The following is a 16,501-nucleotide window of genomic DNA, read 5'->3' as shown; positions in this document are numbered from 1 at the left end:
GCCGCCCGGGGGTCACCCGATCACGCGTCGCCGCCCGCGGGGCCCGGGTCGGCGGCCGCCACGTCGAGCAGCTGGTAGCGGTCCACGGCCTGCTTCAGGGCGGAGCGCTCGACCTTGCCCTCACGGGCGAGCTCGGTCAGCACCGCCAGCACGATCGACGGGGCGTCGATGTGGAAGTAGCGACGGGCCGCGCCCCGCGTGTCCGCGAAGCCGAAGCCGTCCGCGCCCAGCGAGCCGTATGTGCCCGGCACCCAGCGGGAGATCTGGTCCGGCACGGCGCGCATCCAGTCCGAGACCGCCACGAACGGGCCCTCGGAGCCCTGGAGCTTGCGCGTCACGTAGGGGACGCGCTGTTCCTCGTCCGGGTGGAGCAGATTGTGCTCCTCGGCGGCCACGGCCTCGCGGCGCAGCTCGGTCCAGGAGGTCGCGGACCAGACGTCGGCCCGGACGTTCCACTCCTCGGCGAGGATCCGCTGTGCCTCGATCGCCCAGGGGACGGCGACACCGGAGGCCATGATCTGCGCCGGGATCGTGCCCGCCTCGGCCGGCTTGAAGCGGTGGATGCCCTGGAGGATGCCCTCGACGTCCACGTTCTCGGGCTCGGCCGGGTGCTGGATCGGCTCGTTGTAGACGGTCAGGTAGTAGAAGACGTCCTCGGCCTCGGGGCCGTACATGCGGCGCAGACCGTCCTTGACGATGTGCGCGATCTCGAAGCCGTACGCCGGGTCGTAGGCGATACAGGCCGGGTTGGTCGAGGCCAGCAGGTGCGAGTGGCCGTCCGCGTGCTGGAGGCCCTCACCGGTCAGCGTCGTACGGCCGGCGGTGGCGCCGAGCACGAAGCCCCGGGCCAGCTGGTCGGCCATCTGCCAGAACTGGTCGCCGGTCCGCTGGAAACCGAACATCGAGTAGAAGACGTACACCGGGATCAGCGGCTCGCCGTGGGTGGCGTACGCCGAACCCGCGGCAATCAGCGAGGCCGTGCAGCCGGCCTCGGAGATGCCGTCGTGCAGCATCTGGCCGGTCGGCGACTCCTTGTAGGCGAGCAGGAGTTCGCGGTCCACCGCCTCGTACTGCTGGCCCAGCGGGTTGTAGATCTTGGCGCTCGGGAAGAACGCGTCCATGCCGAAGGTGCGGTACTCGTCGGGGGCGATCAGCACGAAGCGCTTGCCGATCTCCTTGTCCCGCATGAGGTCCTTCAGGATGCGGACGAAGGCCATCGTGGTGGCGATCGACTGCTGCCCCGAGCCCTTCCTGGCGGCCGCGTAGGTCTTGTCCTCGGGGAGGACCAGCGGCTTCGCCCGCACGACACGGGTCGGGACGTACCCGCCCAGCGCCTTGCGGCGGTCGTGCATGTACTGGATCTCCTCGGAGTCCCGGCCCGGGTGGTAGTACGGCGGCAGGCCGTCCTCCAACTGGCGGTCGGTCACCGGGATGTGCAGCCGGTCGCGGAAGCGCTTGAGGTCGTCGACCGTCAGCTTCTTCATCTGGTGGGTCGCGTTGCGGCCCTCGAAGTTCGGGCCGAGGGTCCAGCCCTTGACGGTCTGGGCGAGGATCACGGTCGGCTGGCCCGCGTGGCCCTTCGCCGCCGCGTACGCCGCGTAGATCTTCTTGTGGTCGTGACCGCCGCGGCCCAGGTGCAGGACCTGCTGGTCCGTCATGCCCTCGACCATCGCCCGCAGCCGGTGGTCGTCGCCGAAGAAGTGGTCGCGGATGTACCCGCCGGTCTCCGTGGCGTACGTCTGGAACTGGCCGTCCGGGGTGGTGTTCAGCCGGTTGACCAGGATGCCGTCGCGGTCCTGCGCGAGCAGCGGGTCCCAGGAGCGGTCCCAGATCAGCTTGATGACGTTCCAGCCGTTGCCCCGGAAGATCGACTCCAGCTCCTGGATGATCTTGCCGTTGCCGCGCACCGGGCCGTCGAGCCGCTGGAGGTTGCAGTTGACGACGAAGGTGAGGTTGTCCAGGCCCTCGCGGGCGGCGATGGAGAGCTGGCCGAGCGACTCGACCTCGTCCATCTCGCCGTCGCCGAGGAACGCCCAGACGTGCGACTTGGAGGTGTCGGCGATGCCGCGCGCCTCCATGTACCGGTTCATCCGGGCCTGGTAGATCGCGCCGAGCGGGCCGAGGCCCATCGAGACGGTCGGGAACTCCCAGAAGTCCGGCATGAGGCGCGGGTGCGGGTAGGACGAGAGCCCGTTCGGGAACCTCGACTTCTCCTGGCGGAAGCCGTCGAGCTGGGTGTCGTTCAGCCGGTCCAGGAGGTACGCGCGGGCGTAGATGCCGGGGGAGGCGTGTCCCTGGAAGAAGATCTGGTCGCCGCCGTCGCCCTCGTCCTTGCCGCGGAAGAAGTGGTTGAAGCCGACGTCGTACAGCGAGGCGGAGGAGGCGAAGGTCGCGATGTGGCCGCCGACGCCGATGCCCGGACGCTGGGCGCGCGAGACCATGACGGCCGCGTTCCACCGGGTGGCGTTGAGGACCTTGCGCTCGATCTCCTCGTTGCCGGGGAAGAAGGGCTCGTCCTTGGTGGCGATGGTGTTGACGTAGTCCGAGCTGCGCATCTCGGGCACGGCCACGCGCTTCTCGCGGGCCCGCTCGATCAGTCGGAGCATGAGGTAGCGGGCTCGCTCACGGCCCCGCTCGTCGACTGCCGCGTCGAGGGAGTCGAGCCATTCCTGGGTCTCTTCCGGGTCGAAATCCGGGACCTGGCTGGGAAGGCCGCCAATGATGATCGGGTTGCGATCGGATCCGGGAGCCACGCTCTTCCTTCGCTGTTCGGGGGTGCCCACGGGGCCACGAAGTGGTCGGGATGTCCATCGTGTACCCCGCCTGCGCCAGACGTCACACTTACCGAGGGGTAACCCCCGGGGGTGTCCTCCACGTGTCCGGGTACGTGTCTGTTGCGGTCAAATCGCAACCTTACGCTCAACCCGCGCATGCGTTTCGTCCGGGCGTTCGGCAGACTGAAACCTCAGAAGTCCTCAAACCAGGATGATTCGTGTGTGCCCGATCACGGAGCGGGAGCCTACGGCGCCGGAAGTTGCGGCGAGACGGCCCCAAACGTCACCGTTTCGGCGGTCTCCACGGCCGGGTACTTGCGCGATCCACCCCGGCACGTGTGGACTACGGCCAGCGCCGCGCGCTTACGCGCGGCCCAAGCATTTACCGAATGAGCAGGAGGCAAGCCGTGAGCGCGACCGCGGACCACGCGGAGGAGCGGACCAACCCGGCCGTCAGGCTGGGGTTCGAGCCCGGACAGGTGGTCCAGGAGATCGGCTACGACGACGACGTCGACCACGATCTCCGTGAAGGTATCGAGTCCATCATCGGGGCCGAGCTCGTGGACGAGGAGTACGACGACGTCGCTGACGCCGTGGTCCTCTGGTTCCGCGACGAGGACGGCGATCTCACCGACGCCCTGGTGGACGCCATCGGTCTTCTGGAGGACGGCGGCACCATCTGGCTGCTGACGCCGAAGACCGGCCGCGACGGCTACATCGAGCCGAGCGACATCAACGATGCCGCGCAGACAGCTGGTCTCTCCCAGACCAAGAGCATCAGCGTCGCCAAGGACTGGACGGGCACCCGCCTGACCGCCCCCAAGCGCTGACCACCACGCTGCGAGAAGCCCCCGTCGGTTCGCCGGCGGGGGCTTTCGTGCACAGGCCGTAGGGTGGGGTTCACCGGTTCGGCCCAAGGTCAGGGGCCCCGTCGAAGGGATGCGTACGCGATGGCGATCGAGGTCGGAGCCGAGGCCCCGGATTTCGAGCTCAAGGACAATCACGGGCGTACCGTGCGGCTCTCCGACTTCCGCGGCGAGAAGAACGTGGTGCTGCTCTTCTACCCCTTCGCCTTCACCGGCGTCTGCGCGGGTGAGCTCGGCGAGCTGCGCGACCACCTCGCGACGTTCGTCAACGACGACACCCAGCTCCTCGCCGTCTCCAACGACTCCATCCACACCCTGCGCGTCTTCGCCGAGCAGGAGTCCCTGGAGTACCCGCTGCTCTCCGATTTCTGGAAGCACGGCGAGGCCTCCCGCGCGTACGGCGTGTTCGACGAGGAGAAGGGCTGCGCGGTGCGCGGCACCTTCATCATCGACAAGACGGGTGTCGTCCGCTGGACCGTCGTCAACGCCCTGCCGGACGCCCGTGACCTCGGCGAGTACGTCAAGGCCCTCGACGCCATCTGAGCCCCGCGGGGCTCGCCCGGTGAGCCCCGCGGGGCTCACCCGGGACGCCTTTCCGGGCCCGACATCTGGATTCACCGGGCGAATCGACTGTTTCGACCGGGAACCCGTCACTAGGATCCAGACGTTGATCCGATGCCAACGCACGACCGGGGGCGCTGCCCCCGGAAACCTATGGAGGGACTCGTGGGAGTCAGCCTCAGCAAGGGCGGCAACGTCTCGCTGACCAAGGAGGCCCCTGGCCTCACCGCCGTGACCGTCGGTCTGGGCTGGGACGTCCGCACCACCACCGGTACGGACTTCGACCTCGACGCCAGCGCCATCCTGGTGAGCGAGGAGGGCAAGGTCCGCAACGACCAGGACTTCGTCTTCTTCAACAACCTGAAGAGCGCCGACGGCTCCGTCGAGCACACCGGTGACAACACCACCGGCGAGGGCGAGGGCGACGACGAGCAGGTCAAGGTCAGCCTGGCCACCGTGCCGGCCGATGTGGCCAAGATCGTCTTCCCGGTCTCGATCTACGACGCCGAGAACCGCCAGCAGTCCTTCGGCCAGGTGCGCAACGCGTTCATCCGCGTCGTGAACCAGGCCGGCGGCGCCGAGATCGCCCGGTACGACCTCTCCGAGGACGCCTCGACCGAGACCGCCATGGTCTTCGGCGAGCTGTACCGCCACGGAGCCGAGTGGAAGTTCCGCGCCGTCGGCCAGGGCTACGCCTCGGGCCTGCGCGGTATCGCGCAGGACTTCGGCGTCAACGTCTGAGCCGAACCGTTCGAACCGTCCGGCGCCGCACACTCCGTGCGGCGCCGGACGTGCCTCATCACCACCGGGGAGGAACCGCATCATGGGCGTCACGCTCGCCAAGGGAGGCAATGTCTCCCTCTCCAAGGCCGCACCCAACCTCACCCAGGTCCTCGTGGGGCTCGGCTGGGACGCGCGCTCCACCACCGGAGCCCCCTTCGACCTCGACGCCAGCGCGCTGCTGTGCCAGGCCGGACGGGTGCTCGGGGACGAGTACTTCGTCTTCTACAACCAGCTGCGCAGCCCCGAGGGCTCCGTCGAGCACACCGGTGACAACCTCACCGGCGAGGGCGACGGGGACGACGAGTCCCTCGTCGTGGACCTCTCCAAGGTGCCGGCCCACTGCGACAAGATCGTCTTCCCGGTGTCGATCCACGACGCCGACGACCGGAGCCAGAGTTTCGGCCAGGTCAGCAACGCGTTCATTCGCGTGGTGAACCAGACGGACGGCCAGGAACTCGCCCGCTACGACCTCTCCGAGGACGCCTCCACGGAGACCGCGATGATCTTCGGTGAGCTCTACCGCTACAACGGCGAATGGAAGTTCCGTGCGGTCGGTCAGGGGTACGCGTCCGGGCTTCGGGGCATCGCTCTAGACTTCGGGGTCAACGTTTCGTAAAGCCATGTAATTTCACGATGGGGTAGACAGTGGTTCTGAAAACCTTCGGCTGGTCGTTCGCCATCACGGCGCTCGGGCTGGTCGCAGCGGTGTTCTACGGGGGGTGGGAGGCGTTCGGGATCGTCGCGATCCTGTGCATCCTCGAGATCTCGCTGTCCTTCGACAACGCGGTGGTCAACGCCGGAATCCTGAAGAAGATGAATGCCTTCTGGCAGAAGATCTTCCTCACCGTCGGTGTGCTCATCGCCGTCTTCGGCATGCGGCTGGTCTTCCCCGTCGTGATTGTCGCGATCAGTGCCAAGATCGGCCCCATCGAGGCCGTCGATCTCGCGTTCAACCAGCCCGAGCGCTACGAGCAGCTCGTGACCGACGCGCACCCGTCGATCGCGGCCTTCGGCGGAATGTTCCTGCTGATGATCTTCCTCGACTTCATCTTCGAGGACCGTGACATCAAGTGGCTCGCCTGGCTCGAGCGCCCGCTGGCCAAGCTCGGCAAGATCGACATGCTCTCCGTCTGCATCGCCCTGATCGTCCTGCTGGTCTCCGCCATGACCTTCGCGACCGAGGCGCACCAGCACGGCGGCGTGCACGTGGACAAGACGGCGACCGTGCTGCTCTCCGGTGTCGCGGGTCTGATCACGTACCTCGTCGTCGGCGGCCTCTCCGGCTACTTCGAGAACAAGCTGGAGGAGGATGAGGAGCGCGAGCACGAGGTCGAGGAAGAGGCCAAGCGCAGCGGCAAGCAGGTCACCGTCGTGCAGATGGCCGGCAAGGCCGCCTTCTTCATGTTCCTCTACCTGGAGGTCCTCGACGCCTCCTTCTCCTTCGACGGTGTCATCGGCGCCTTCGCCATCACCAACGACATCGTCCTGATGGCGCTCGGCCTCGGCGTCGGTGCCATGTACGTCCGGTCGCTGACGGTCTACCTGGTCCGCCAGGGCACCCTCGACGACTACGTCTACCTGGAGCACGGCGCGCACTACGCGATCGGCGCCCTGGCCGTGATCCTCATGATCAGCATCCGGTACCAGATCCCCGAGGTCGTCACCGGCCTCATCGGTGTCGCCCTGATCGCCTGGTCCTTCTGGTCGTCCGTCCGCCGCAACAAGCGGCTCGCGGTGGCCGAAGGCGGGTCCGGTTCGCCGGGGGGCAAGACCGAGGTGTCGTCCGGGGTGTGACACCCCCGGCAATGAGGAACGCTTCACTGCGGGGCGGTCGGTGTACCCGGCCGCCCCGCAGGCATGTGCGCGGTGTTGGCGATCAGTGGGGGGTGAAGGCGACATGGCCTTCTGGGACAACTTGTTTCCGGCGAGGACGGCACAGTTCGACTCGGGCAACGCCGCGTCGAACACGATCGACCTGACGAGGCGACGCCCGTCGGTGTCGCTGACCAAGCAGGGCGCCGCGACCGGCAACCTCCGGGTGAACCTCTCCTGGCGGATGCGGACCTCCGACCTGGAGGGGCGCTCGCGCCAGAGCGGCCGGCTGCTGCGCAACCCCTCCCAGCTCTTCAAGCCCGAGGTCGTCCAGGCGCACACCCAGGGCATGGTCAACGTCGACCTGGACCTGGGCTGCCTCTACGAGCTCGCCGACGGCAGCAAGGGCGTGGTGCAGCCGCTCGGCGGCTTCTTCGGCGACCTGAACGGCGCGCCGTACGTGAAGCTCAGCGGCGACGACCGCTTCGGGGGGTCCTCCGGAGAGACGGTCTTCGTCAATCTGGACCACAAGGACGAGATCAAACGGCTGCTGTTCTTCGTGTACATCTACGACCAGACGCCGGCCTTCGACCGGACGCACGCCAAGATCACGCTCTATCCGAGCAACGGCCCCCGGATCGAGATCGAGCTCGACGAGCGCGCCCCGCAGGCCCGCTCCTGCGCGGTCTTCTCCGTGGAGAACGCGAAGGGCGAGCTGACGGTCCGCCGCGAGGTGCGCTTCGTGTACGGCTTCCAGGCCGAACTGGACCGGCTGTACGGCTGGGGTCTCCAGTGGGGGCGCGGCTACAAGACCAAGGCGTAGCCGTTGCCCACGTCCTCAGGACCGGACGAACTGGGGTCCCATGGGGGGCATCCGGAAATCCGGCGCCGGGTTCTGCTCGGGGGCGGTCACCTGCTGCGGGTAGCCGTACGCGGGAGCCGGGGCGTTCGCCGGCTGCCCCGCCGGGCCCTGCGGGTAGCCGTAGGCGGGTGCCCGGTCGGGCATGGGCGGCGGCATCGTCGGCTGCGGGGGTACGGGGGCGGGGACGACGGCGGTCAGATCGAGGTCGGGGGAGCCGTTGGCGGGCGTGGGGGCCGCCGCGGCCTCCTGGGGCTCCTGGAAGCCCTCCGGGGCGTCCGGCGTGTCAGGGGTCCGGTGAGGGGCCACCCGGCCGTCCTGGATGCCCTGAGCGTCCTGGGTGTCCTCGTCGACGGAGATGCCGAAGTCGGTGGCGAGGCCGATCAGGCCGGTCGGGTAGCCCTGGCCCACCGCGCGGAACTTCCAGGTGTCCCCGCGCCGGTACAGCTCGCCGCAGATGACCGCGGTCTCCTCGCCCGTCTCCGCGGTCACGGAGAACAGGGCGAGCGGCTCCTGATCGGGCCCGGCCGTGGCGTCGTACAGCAGGATCCGCAGGTCGGAGACGGACCGGAAGGTGCCGCCGTCGGAGGAGGCCGCGATGACCACCCGGTCGATCGAGACGTCCATACCGCCGAGATCGGCCTCCACGGTGTCCGTCAGGCCCTTGGAGTCCCGCTTCTTCGGCAGCCGCCGCACCAGGCCCGAGGGGTGGCGCGGCTGGTTGTAGAAGACGAAGTCCTCGTCGGACCGCACGCGGCCGGTGGGTCCGAGCAGCAGAGCCGAGGCATCCACGTCGGGGACCCCGGGGCCCGGGGTCCAGCGGAGCACGGCCCGTACGGCCGCGGTGTCGAGAGGGACGTTGGAGCCCTTCAGCATCGCGTGCGTCATGACCGTAATCCTGCCCTCCCGGCGGACCCGCGGACAACGCGGGGGCGTCACCGATACCGGGCCGAGACGACGGATGCTGACGAGTTACCTGAATTTCATCCTGGAGGGGAACTGAGGACACCCGCACCTACGTACTATTACCGGCCACATGTCGTCATGGTCCAGAGAGGTAGACGGAGGACTTATATGCGTCATTTCGGGCACATTCCCTCCGCGACACGGACCGGTCTGTTCCTCCGGGAACCGGCCGTGTTCACGGCGGATTCGCCCGCGCGCACGCTCGCCGTGGCTCTCGGGGCCACGCTCTACAGCCCGGCCACCCGGCCGAGGCTGGCCGACGACGTGCGCAAGCAGGCGGCCCGTGGAGTGGTCTCCATGGTGCTCTGCCTGGAGGACTCCATCGGCGACGCCGACGTCGAGGCCGGCGAGGCGAACCTCGTCCGGCAGTTCGCCGACCTCGCGGCCGGGACCGTGACGGACGCCGACACCGCCACGGACACCGCCACCGATGTGCCCCTGCTCTTCATCCGGGTCCGCGATCCGCGCCAGATCACCGACCTCGTCGACCGGCTCGGAGAAACGGTCCGCCTGCTGTCCGGATTCGTACTGCCCAAATTCACCGAGACGCGTGGCCACGCCTTCCTCGAAGCGCTCACCCTGGCCGAGCGGACCAGCGGCCGGCGCCTCTTCGCCATGCCCGTCCTGGAGTCCCCCGAACTCCTCCACCTGGAGACCCGGGCCGAGACCCTCGCCGGCATCGCCTCGATCACCGACAAGTACCGCGACCGCGTCCTCGCCCTCCGCCTCGGCGTGACCGACTTCTGCTCCGCGTACGGACTGCGCCGCTCGCCCGACATGACCGCCTACGACGTCAAGATCGTCGCCAACGTCATCGCCGACGTCGTCAACGTCCTCGGCCGCTCCGACGGCACCGGCTTCACCGTCACCGGACCCGTCTGGGAGTACTTCCGGCCCGGCGAGCGCATGTTCAAGCCACAGCTCCGCCGCAGCCCCTTCCTGGAAGGCCGCGCCGAGGACCTGCGCACGGCCCTCATCGAGCACGACCTCGACGGACTGCTGCGCGAGATCGAGCTCGACCGGGCCAACGGCCTGCTCGGCAAGACCTGCATCCACCCCACCCATGTGGTGCCGGTGCACGCGCTCTCCGTGGTCAGCCACGAGGAGTGGAGCGACGCCCAGGACATCCTGCGGCCCGAACGGGGCGGCGGCGGAGTCCTCCGCTCCGCCTACACGAACAAGATGAACGAAGTGAAGCCGCATCGCGCGTGGGCCGAGCGCACCCTCCTGCGCGCCGAGGTCTTCGGCGTCGCCAACGAGGACGTCGGCTTCGTGGATCTGCTCACCGCCGGACTTGCCGGCTGACGAAGGGACGTCGACGACGTGGTGTGGACCGGAACGTGGGTCGCGGAGCGACTGGGCGTCGAACTGATCGGCGACGAGGAGCTACCTGCCCTGTTGGGCCTCGCACTGCGTCGCAACCCCAAGCGCGCGCATCTGCTGGTCTCCAGCGTGCTCGGCAAGCACGTGCCCCAGCGGCCCTCCGTGGTCTACGGCTCCGGCCTCGACCTCGGCCGGCGCGTCCGGGCCCTCCTCGGTGACGAGGAGGCCGCGCGCTCCGTCGTCCTCGGGTACGCGGAGACCGCCACCGCCCTGGGACACGCCGTCGCCGACGGCCTCGGACTCGCCCCGTACCTCCACTCCACCCGGCGACCGGTGGACGGGGTCGCCCGCGCGGGCGGCTTCGAGGAGTCCCACTCGCACGCCACCTCGCACCTGCTGCTGCCCGAGGACCCCAAGCTCCTCGCCGGCGACGGCCCGCTGGTCCTCGTCGACGACGAGTTCTCCACCGGCAACACCGTCCTCAACACCGTCCGGGCCCTGCACGAGCGCTACCCGCGCGACCGGTACGTCGTCGTCGCCCTCGTCGACATGCGCTCGGCGGCCGACCTCGGCCGCCTGGACGCCTTCGCGGCGGAGATGGGCGCCCGCGTCGACCTGATATCGGGCGCCGCCGGCACCGTACGCCTCCCGGAAGGGGTCCTGGAGAAGGGCCAGGCGCTGGTGGCGGAGCACGAGCGGGCCCACGAAGCGGCGAACGGCGAGGGAACCGCCGCCACCGCCGTGGCCGGGCACGGTTCCGCTTCCGGCTCCGCCGTGGCCGAGCGCCGCTCCGCTTCCGCCGTGCCTGAGCACGGCCCTGCTTCCACCCCCGCCGGGGCCCCGCAGCGGTACGAGCCCGTGCGCGTGGCCCTGGGCTGGCCCGAGGGAGTACCCGACGGCGGGCGGCACGGCTTCGCACCCGACCAGCGGGACCGCCTGGACGCGGCGCTGCCCGCCATGGCGGGCAGGATCGCCGAGGCGCTGCGAGGCCCGGCCGCGGAGGCGCCCGTCACGCGCGCCACGCCGGGCGCCGAGGCGTCGTCCGGCACCTGCGCCACGCCGGCCGCCGAGGAATCGCCCGGCATCCCCGCCACGCCGGCCGCCGAAGAACCGTCCGGCACCCCCGGCACCCCCGGCACCCCCGGCACCCCCCGCACCCCCGCCACGCCGCCCGCAGGGCCCCGCGTGCTCGTCCTCGGTTTCGAGGAGCTGATGTACGCGCCGCTGCGCCTCGGCACCGCCCTGGAGGACGCCGGACACGACGTCCGCTACTCCACCACCACCCGCTCACCCGTCCTCGCCGTCGACGACCCCGGCTACGCGATACGCACCCGGCTCGTCTTCCCGGCCCACGACGACCCCGCCGACGGCCCCGGTGAGCGCTACGCCTACAACGTGGCCGGCGCGGGCTTCGACGCCGTCGTCCTCGTCGTCGACTCCACCGCCGACACCCCGGCCCTGCACGCTCCGGACGGCCTGATCGCCCAGCTCGCCGCGCACATCCCGCGCGTCGTGCTCGCCGTCGTCCCCTCGTACACGCCCACGGCCGCGCCGTACTCCGCGTACGGCGCCACGCCCCAGGTCACCGAAGCTCCCGAAAGGAGCTCCATGCTGCCCGAGCCCCTCCGCGGCCCCGCCTTCTCCTCGTACGCACCCGAAGAGGTCGGCTGGCTGCTCCAGGACCTCTCGGACGTCGAGCTCGAGGCGCCCACCGAGGAACGCGAGGAAGCCATCCAGAGCGGCGGCGCCCACTACGCCGAGTCGCTCCCCGTCGAGTACCAGCCCAGCGACCGCTACCAGGAGCTCTTCCACGCCGCCCTGGAGACCTCCGCCGCCCGGATCGCCCGCGCCGTCGGCACCGTCACCGAGACCGTCCTCGCCGAGCGGCCCGGCCGCCGCCCCGTGCTCGTCTCGCTCGCCCGGGCCGGCACTCCCGTCGGCGTCCTCATGCGGCGCTGGGCGCAGGCCCGCCACGGCCTCGACCTTCCGCACTACGCCGTCTCCATCGTGCGCGGCCGCGGCATCGACGCCAACGCGCTGCGCTGGCTCGCCGCCCATCACGACCCCGCCGACGTCGTGTTCGTCGACGGCTGGACCGGCAAGGGCGCCATCACCCGCGAACTCGCCGACGCCATGAAGGAGTTCGAGGCCGGCGACGGCATCACGGGCTTCGACCCGGAGATCGCGGTCCTCGCCGACCCCGGCTCCTGCGTCCGTACCTACGGCACCCGCGAGGACTTCCTCATCCCCTCCGCCTGCCTCAACTCCACGGTCTCCGGCCTGATCTCCCGCACGGTCCTGCGCGCCGACCTCGTCGGACCCGGTGACTTCCACGGCGGCAAGTTCTACCGCGAGCTCGCCGGCGCCGACGTCTCCCACGACTTCCTCGACGCCGTCGCCGCCCGTTTCGACGAGGTCGGCGGAGCCGTCGACGCCGACGTCAAGGAACTCCTGGCCGCCGACCGCACCCCGACCTGGGAGGGCTGGGCCGCCGTGGAGCGCATCAGCGAGGAGTACGGCATCCACGACGTCAACCTGGTCAAGCCGGGCGTCGGCGAGACCACCCGCGTCCTGCTCCGCCGCGTCCCCTGGAAGATCCTCGCCAAGCGCGGCGCCGACGCCGACCTGGCGCACGTCCGCCTGCTCGCCGAGCAGCGCGGCGTACCCGTCGAGGAGGTCGACGAACTCCCGTACAGCTGTGTCGGCCTGATACACCCTCACTACACCAGGGGTGCGACAGGCTCCGACGGCAAGGCGGTGGTGTCCCAGTGAGTACGCACCCGGTGAGTACGACGACGGCCCCGGCCTCCGTCCTGGTCGCGAGCGACCTCGACCGCACCCTCATCTACTCGTCCGCGGCCCTCGCCCTCGGCATGCCCGACGCCCAGGCGCCCCGGCTGCTCTGCGTCGAGGTCCACGAGTCCAAGCCGCTCTCCTACATGACCGAGGACGCGGCCGACATCCTCGCGCGACTGGCCGACGAGACCGTCTTCGTCCCCACCACGACCCGGACGCGCAAGCAGTACCAGCGCATCCAACTCCCCGGCACCGCGCCGAAGTACGCGATCTGCGCCAACGGCGGACACATCCTCGTCGACGGTGTCACCGACGCCGACTGGCACGCCTCGGTGCTGCGCCGGCTCGCCGAGGAGTGCGCGCCGCTCTCCGAGGTCCGCGCCTACCTCACCGCCACCACCGACCTGTCCTGGGTACGCAAGCACCGCGTCGCCGAGGACCTCTTCGCCTACCTCGTCGTCGAGCGGGAACGCCTCCCCGAGGACTGGCTGGTGCGCTTCGGCGCCTGGGCGGCGGAGCGCGGCTGGACGGTCTCGCTCCAGGGCCGCAAGGTGTACGCCGTACCGAAGCCGCTCACCAAGAGCGCGGCCGTCCGCGAGGTCGCCCGCCGCATCGGCGCCACGCTGACCCTCGCCGCCGGGGACTCCCTCCTCGACGCCGACCTGCTGCTCGCCGCGGACCGGGCATGGCGGCCCGGCCACGGCGAACTCGCCGACAGCGACTGGACCGCCCCCCACCTCGACGTCCTCGCGGAACGCGGAGTCGCGGCGGGGGAGGAGATCCTGCGCCGTTTCCGGGCGGCCGCTCTGGTGTGACGCCGCCTGCGCGCGAGCCCCTCGTGGGACCGAGGGGCTAGCCGCAGCAGCCTCCACCGCAGCAGCCGCCGCCCCCGCCGCCGCTCGGCGCGGGGGCGGCGGACGATCCGCCGACGGCCACGGCCGAGAGCAGCTTCACGGTGTCGTCGTGCCCGGCGGGGCAGGAGGCCGGAGCGGAGGACTCGGCCATGGGACGGCTGAGCTCGAAGGTGTCGCCGCAGGTACGGCAGCGGAATTCGTAACGAGGCATGGGGACAGGCTAGAGCCTGCGGGCACGGACGGGCAGAGGCCCCGGCCGGGCGAAGGCCCGGTCCCACCGGAAGGAGGGCCGCTGGGGGCCCGCTCCCACCAGGAGGAGGGCCAGGGGACAGGCCCCCCACCGCCTCGGCAGAAGGCGGGGAGGCACACCCCGACGCCCCGACCGCCCCGCCCGCCCCGGCTCAATGCGCGGCGCCCCGCTCCTCCCTGATCCGCCCGACGACGTGCGCGGCCGCGGCCCGTACGCCCTCCAGCTCGGTCAGGAAGTGCCAGTAGTCGGGGTGGCGGCCCTCCAGGCTGTCGACCGCCCGGTCGAGCCGGGCGACGGCCTCGTCGAGGGGCCGGGCGTGGCGCGGGTCGGGAGTGTTCCGCCCGTCCATCGCGAGGCGCTGGGCGTCCCGTACCGCGAACCGGGTGCGGTCGATCTCCGCCTTCGGGTCCTCGGCGACGGCGTCCAGGCGGCGCAGCCGGTCCCCGGCGGCCGAGACGGCCTCGTCGGTGGAGTCGAGCAGCGCGCGGACGGTGGAGAGCAGCGAGGTCGCGTCCGGCCAGCGCTGCTCGGCACGCGCCTTCCCCGCCTCGGCGAGCCGCTCCTCGGCCTGCCGGAGCGTGGCGGCGGCCTGCTCCGGGACGTGCTGGAGGTCCTGCCAGCAGGGAGCGGTGAAGCGCCGCCGCAGCTCCGAGAGGATCGGTTCGACGCCACCGGTACGGGTGGTGAGCGCCTCGGTGCGGGTACGGAGGGAGACGAGGCGCCGGTCGATCTCGGCGGCCCGCGCGGGCAGCCGCTCGGCCTCGGCCCGGACGGCCTCGGCGTCGCGCAGCACCTGGTCGGCCCGCTGGAGGGTCTCGGGGACACCGTGCCGTCCCGCGCCCTCGTTGAGCCGGGTGAGCTCGGGCCCGAGGGCGGCGAGCCGGGCGGCGAGGTCGTCGGCGCGCAGCCCGCTGTCCCGTACGGCGTCGAGGGCACCGCTCGCGCCGCGCAGGGCCTGCCGGGCGCGCTCGACGGCGGGGGCGAGGCGGGCGAGCTGAGTCTCGGCGCGACCGAGCAGCGGCCCGAGGCTCTCCTCGAACCGGTCGAGCTCGCCCTTCACCCGGTCCAGCTCGTCCTTGGCGCGGGTGAGTTCGGCGCGCGCCCTGCCGGCGGTCGCGGCGTCGAGCTCGTCGCGGTCGAGGTCGTGCGCGTCGACGGCGCTGATGTAGGTGTGGCTGACCTCGTCGATCCGGCGCCCGAGCGCGTCGAAGCCCTCGACGGCCTGACGTGCCTCGGGGGAGCTGTCGACGGCGGTGATGGTCTCGATGGAGATACGGAGCCCGCGCTGGGCGGTGTCGAGCTCGTAGAAGGCCGCGGCGGCGGCGTCCTTGGCGGCCTGCGCCTCGGCCCGCTGGCTCTCGCCGCGCCCGCCGAACCAGCGGCGGGTGCCGCCGCCGGCGAAGGCGTGCGGCAGCAGGCCGCCGACGAGCAGGGGAAGGGCGAGGGCGAGCCGGAGCCCGGAAGGCGCCCGCCGCGGCCCACCGTCGGATCGGACCTCTCCCGGCCGACCGCCGGATCGGGTCTCTCCCGACCGCGGCCCGCCGTCGGGCCGGGTCTCTCCCCGCCTCGGCGCGTCACGACGCCGAACGCCGCCCGCCCCCCTCGCGTCGCTCGCCGCCACGTACCTCTCCCGTGCTGTGTCCGCCGTGCCCGGTCCGGTTCATTCTCCCACCCGGTAAGGACGAACACACGGGCCGATCAGTTCGCGGTGAGGACGGAGACGTCTCCGTTGTCACTGCGGACGCTCACGGAGTGGCCGCTCCTGTCGCGGCGGGGGACGTCGATCCGGACGTCACCGTTGTCGCTGGCTCCGGTCACCTCGTACTCGGCGGAGGGGACGGAGACGGTCACATCGCCGTTGTCGGTGACGACGTCGACGCTGCGGGGAGCCTGGCCGAGGGCGACCCGTACGTCGCCGTTGTCGGACCGGACGCGGACCTCGGGCGCGGTGGCCCCGCCCTCGACGACGACATCGCCGTTGTCGGTGCCGAGGTCCAGCGGGCCGCCGCTCTTGCGCACCCGTACGTCCCCGTTGTCGGAACGCACCTTCAGCGGGGTGGCGAAGCCCTCGGCCCGCACGCCCCCGTTGTCGTCCTCGACGGTGACGGCGACGTTCCGGGGGACCTGGATCCGGTGGACGGCCTGGCAACTGGCGGCGACACCGTCACAGTCCACCCGCAGGGTGAGCCGCCCGTCGACCAGCTTCCAGCTGGCATCGGGCCCCGACCCCATGAACACCCACCCGTCGACCTGCCGCTCGACGCGCACCTCGTCGATGTCGGCGGGAGTGATCACCAGCTCGGAGTCGTCGGAGTCGACGGTGAGCGCGTCCCCGCCGAACGCGAACGACTTCCGCTCGACGGGAGCCTCCTCGACATCGGCCCCACCGCACCCGGCGAGTGCGAACGAGGCGAGCAGAACCCCGGCGGAGGCGAGCAGCACTCGGGACGGACGACCTACGGCAGCCATGACGTGGAACCCCCACCAGAAACAACGCGGACAGTGCTCCGAAGGTAGGCCCCCACCACCCCACGTCACGATCCGGCGACCCACCGTCCCGGGGGTGGGGCTACCCCCCCCACCGGGGTACCGGTCCGGACCGAAGCCCCCTCCCCACCGGGGTATCGGTTTGCGGCACCCACCGGTGCGCCATGTAG

At 71.0% G+C, this 16,501-nt stretch carries 14 protein-coding genes; 9 read left to right on the top strand and 5 right to left on the bottom strand.

Annotation, left to right across the window (positions count from 1 at the left end; all coding sequences use genetic code 11):
• Nucleotides 1–20: 20 nt before the first annotated feature.
• Entirely contained in the window at nt 21–2,753 is a 2,733-nt protein-coding gene (gene aceE, locus ACH4MY_RS00795) for a pyruvate dehydrogenase (acetyl-transferring), homodimeric type (protein WP_397995577.1), read from the bottom strand.
• 428 nt (nt 2,754–3,181) lie between these two features.
• Between aceE and ACH4MY_RS00790 the strand changes: the two genes are divergently transcribed.
• The 6 genes from ACH4MY_RS00790 to ACH4MY_RS00765 all read left to right on the top strand — a co-directional run bounded on the left by ACH4MY_RS00790 (nt 3,182) and on the right by ACH4MY_RS00765 (nt 7,619).
• Nucleotides 3,182–3,604, top strand: a complete 423-nt coding sequence (locus ACH4MY_RS00790; RefSeq protein ID WP_266891447.1) for a DUF3052 domain-containing protein — start codon at nt 3,182–3,184, stop codon at nt 3,602–3,604.
• Between the two features lie 120 nt (nt 3,605–3,724).
• Complete coding sequence (locus tag ACH4MY_RS00785) at nt 3,725–4,183, top strand: peroxiredoxin (RefSeq protein WP_397995574.1); 459 nt, start codon at nt 3,725–3,727, stop codon at nt 4,181–4,183.
• 183 nt (nt 4,184–4,366) lie between these two features.
• Nucleotides 4,367–4,942, top strand: a complete 576-nt coding sequence (locus ACH4MY_RS00780) for a TerD family protein (RefSeq protein WP_267043387.1) — start codon at nt 4,367–4,369, stop codon at nt 4,940–4,942.
• An 82-nt stretch (nt 4,943–5,024) separates the two neighbouring features.
• Nucleotides 5,025–5,600 (top strand): TerD family protein, encoded by a 576-nt coding sequence (locus ACH4MY_RS00775; protein ID WP_397995572.1) that lies wholly within the window; start codon nt 5,025–5,027, stop codon nt 5,598–5,600.
• A 29-nt stretch (nt 5,601–5,629) separates the two neighbouring features.
• Nucleotides 5,630–6,778 (top strand): DUF475 domain-containing protein, encoded by a 1,149-nt coding sequence (locus ACH4MY_RS00770; protein WP_397995570.1) that lies wholly within the window; start codon nt 5,630–5,632, stop codon nt 6,776–6,778.
• A 103-nt stretch (nt 6,779–6,881) separates the two neighbouring features.
• Entirely contained in the window at nt 6,882–7,619 is a 738-nt protein-coding gene (locus ACH4MY_RS00765) for a Tellurium resistance (RefSeq protein ID WP_397995568.1), read from the top strand.
• A 15-nt stretch (nt 7,620–7,634) separates the two neighbouring features.
• Here the strand turns inward: ACH4MY_RS00765 and ACH4MY_RS00760 are convergent, their stop codons facing one another.
• Complete coding sequence (locus ACH4MY_RS00760; protein ID WP_397997331.1) at nt 7,635–8,552, bottom strand: TerD family protein; 918 nt, start codon at nt 8,550–8,552, stop codon at nt 7,635–7,637.
• A gap of 177 nt (nt 8,553–8,729) precedes the next feature.
• Here ACH4MY_RS00760 and ACH4MY_RS00755 point away from each other — a divergent pair, with 177 nt between their 5' ends.
• The 3 genes from ACH4MY_RS00755 to ACH4MY_RS00745 are packed head-to-tail and all read left to right on the top strand — an operon-like array spanning nt 8,730 to nt 13,555.
• On the top strand, nt 8,730–9,926 hold the full coding sequence (locus tag ACH4MY_RS00755; RefSeq protein WP_397995565.1) for an HpcH/HpaI aldolase/citrate lyase family protein: 1,197 nt from the start codon (nt 8,730–8,732) through the stop codon (nt 9,924–9,926).
• A gap of 18 nt (nt 9,927–9,944) precedes the next feature.
• Nucleotides 9,945–12,716, top strand: a complete 2,772-nt coding sequence (locus ACH4MY_RS00750; RefSeq protein WP_397995563.1) for a phosphoribosyltransferase domain-containing protein — start codon at nt 9,945–9,947, stop codon at nt 12,714–12,716.
• 11 nt (nt 12,717–12,727) lie between these two features.
• The gene (locus ACH4MY_RS00745) at nt 12,728–13,555 is read left to right on the top strand and encodes an HAD family hydrolase (protein WP_397995561.1); all 828 of its coding nucleotides are present in this window, start codon (nt 12,728–12,730) and stop codon (nt 13,553–13,555) included.
• 37 nt (nt 13,556–13,592) lie between these two features.
• Here the strand turns inward: ACH4MY_RS00745 and ACH4MY_RS00740 are convergent, their stop codons facing one another.
• The 3 genes from ACH4MY_RS00740 to ACH4MY_RS00730 form a co-directional block, all read right to left on the bottom strand.
• Entirely contained in the window at nt 13,593–13,805 is a 213-nt protein-coding gene (locus ACH4MY_RS00740) for a zinc ribbon domain-containing protein (RefSeq protein ID WP_397995558.1), read from the bottom strand.
• A 190-nt stretch (nt 13,806–13,995) separates the two neighbouring features.
• On the bottom strand, nt 13,996–15,465 hold the full coding sequence (locus ACH4MY_RS00735; protein ID WP_397995556.1) for a hypothetical protein: 1,470 nt from the start codon (nt 15,463–15,465) through the stop codon (nt 13,996–13,998).
• 77 nt (nt 15,466–15,542) lie between these two features.
• Nucleotides 15,543–16,313: a DUF4097 family beta strand repeat-containing protein gene (locus ACH4MY_RS00730; RefSeq protein WP_397995553.1), complete on the bottom strand. Its 771-nt coding sequence runs from the start codon at nt 16,311–16,313 to the stop codon at nt 15,543–15,545.
• Between the last annotated feature and the right edge of the window lie 188 nt (nt 16,314–16,501).

The organism is Streptomyces sp. NPDC017246 (genome assembly GCF_044331325.1).
In the GTDB taxonomy this organism is placed as follows: domain Bacteria; phylum Actinomycetota; class Actinomycetes; order Streptomycetales; family Streptomycetaceae; genus Streptomyces.
Note: the sequence above shows the minus strand (reverse complement) of the source record. Positions and strands in the feature narration are given on the sequence as shown.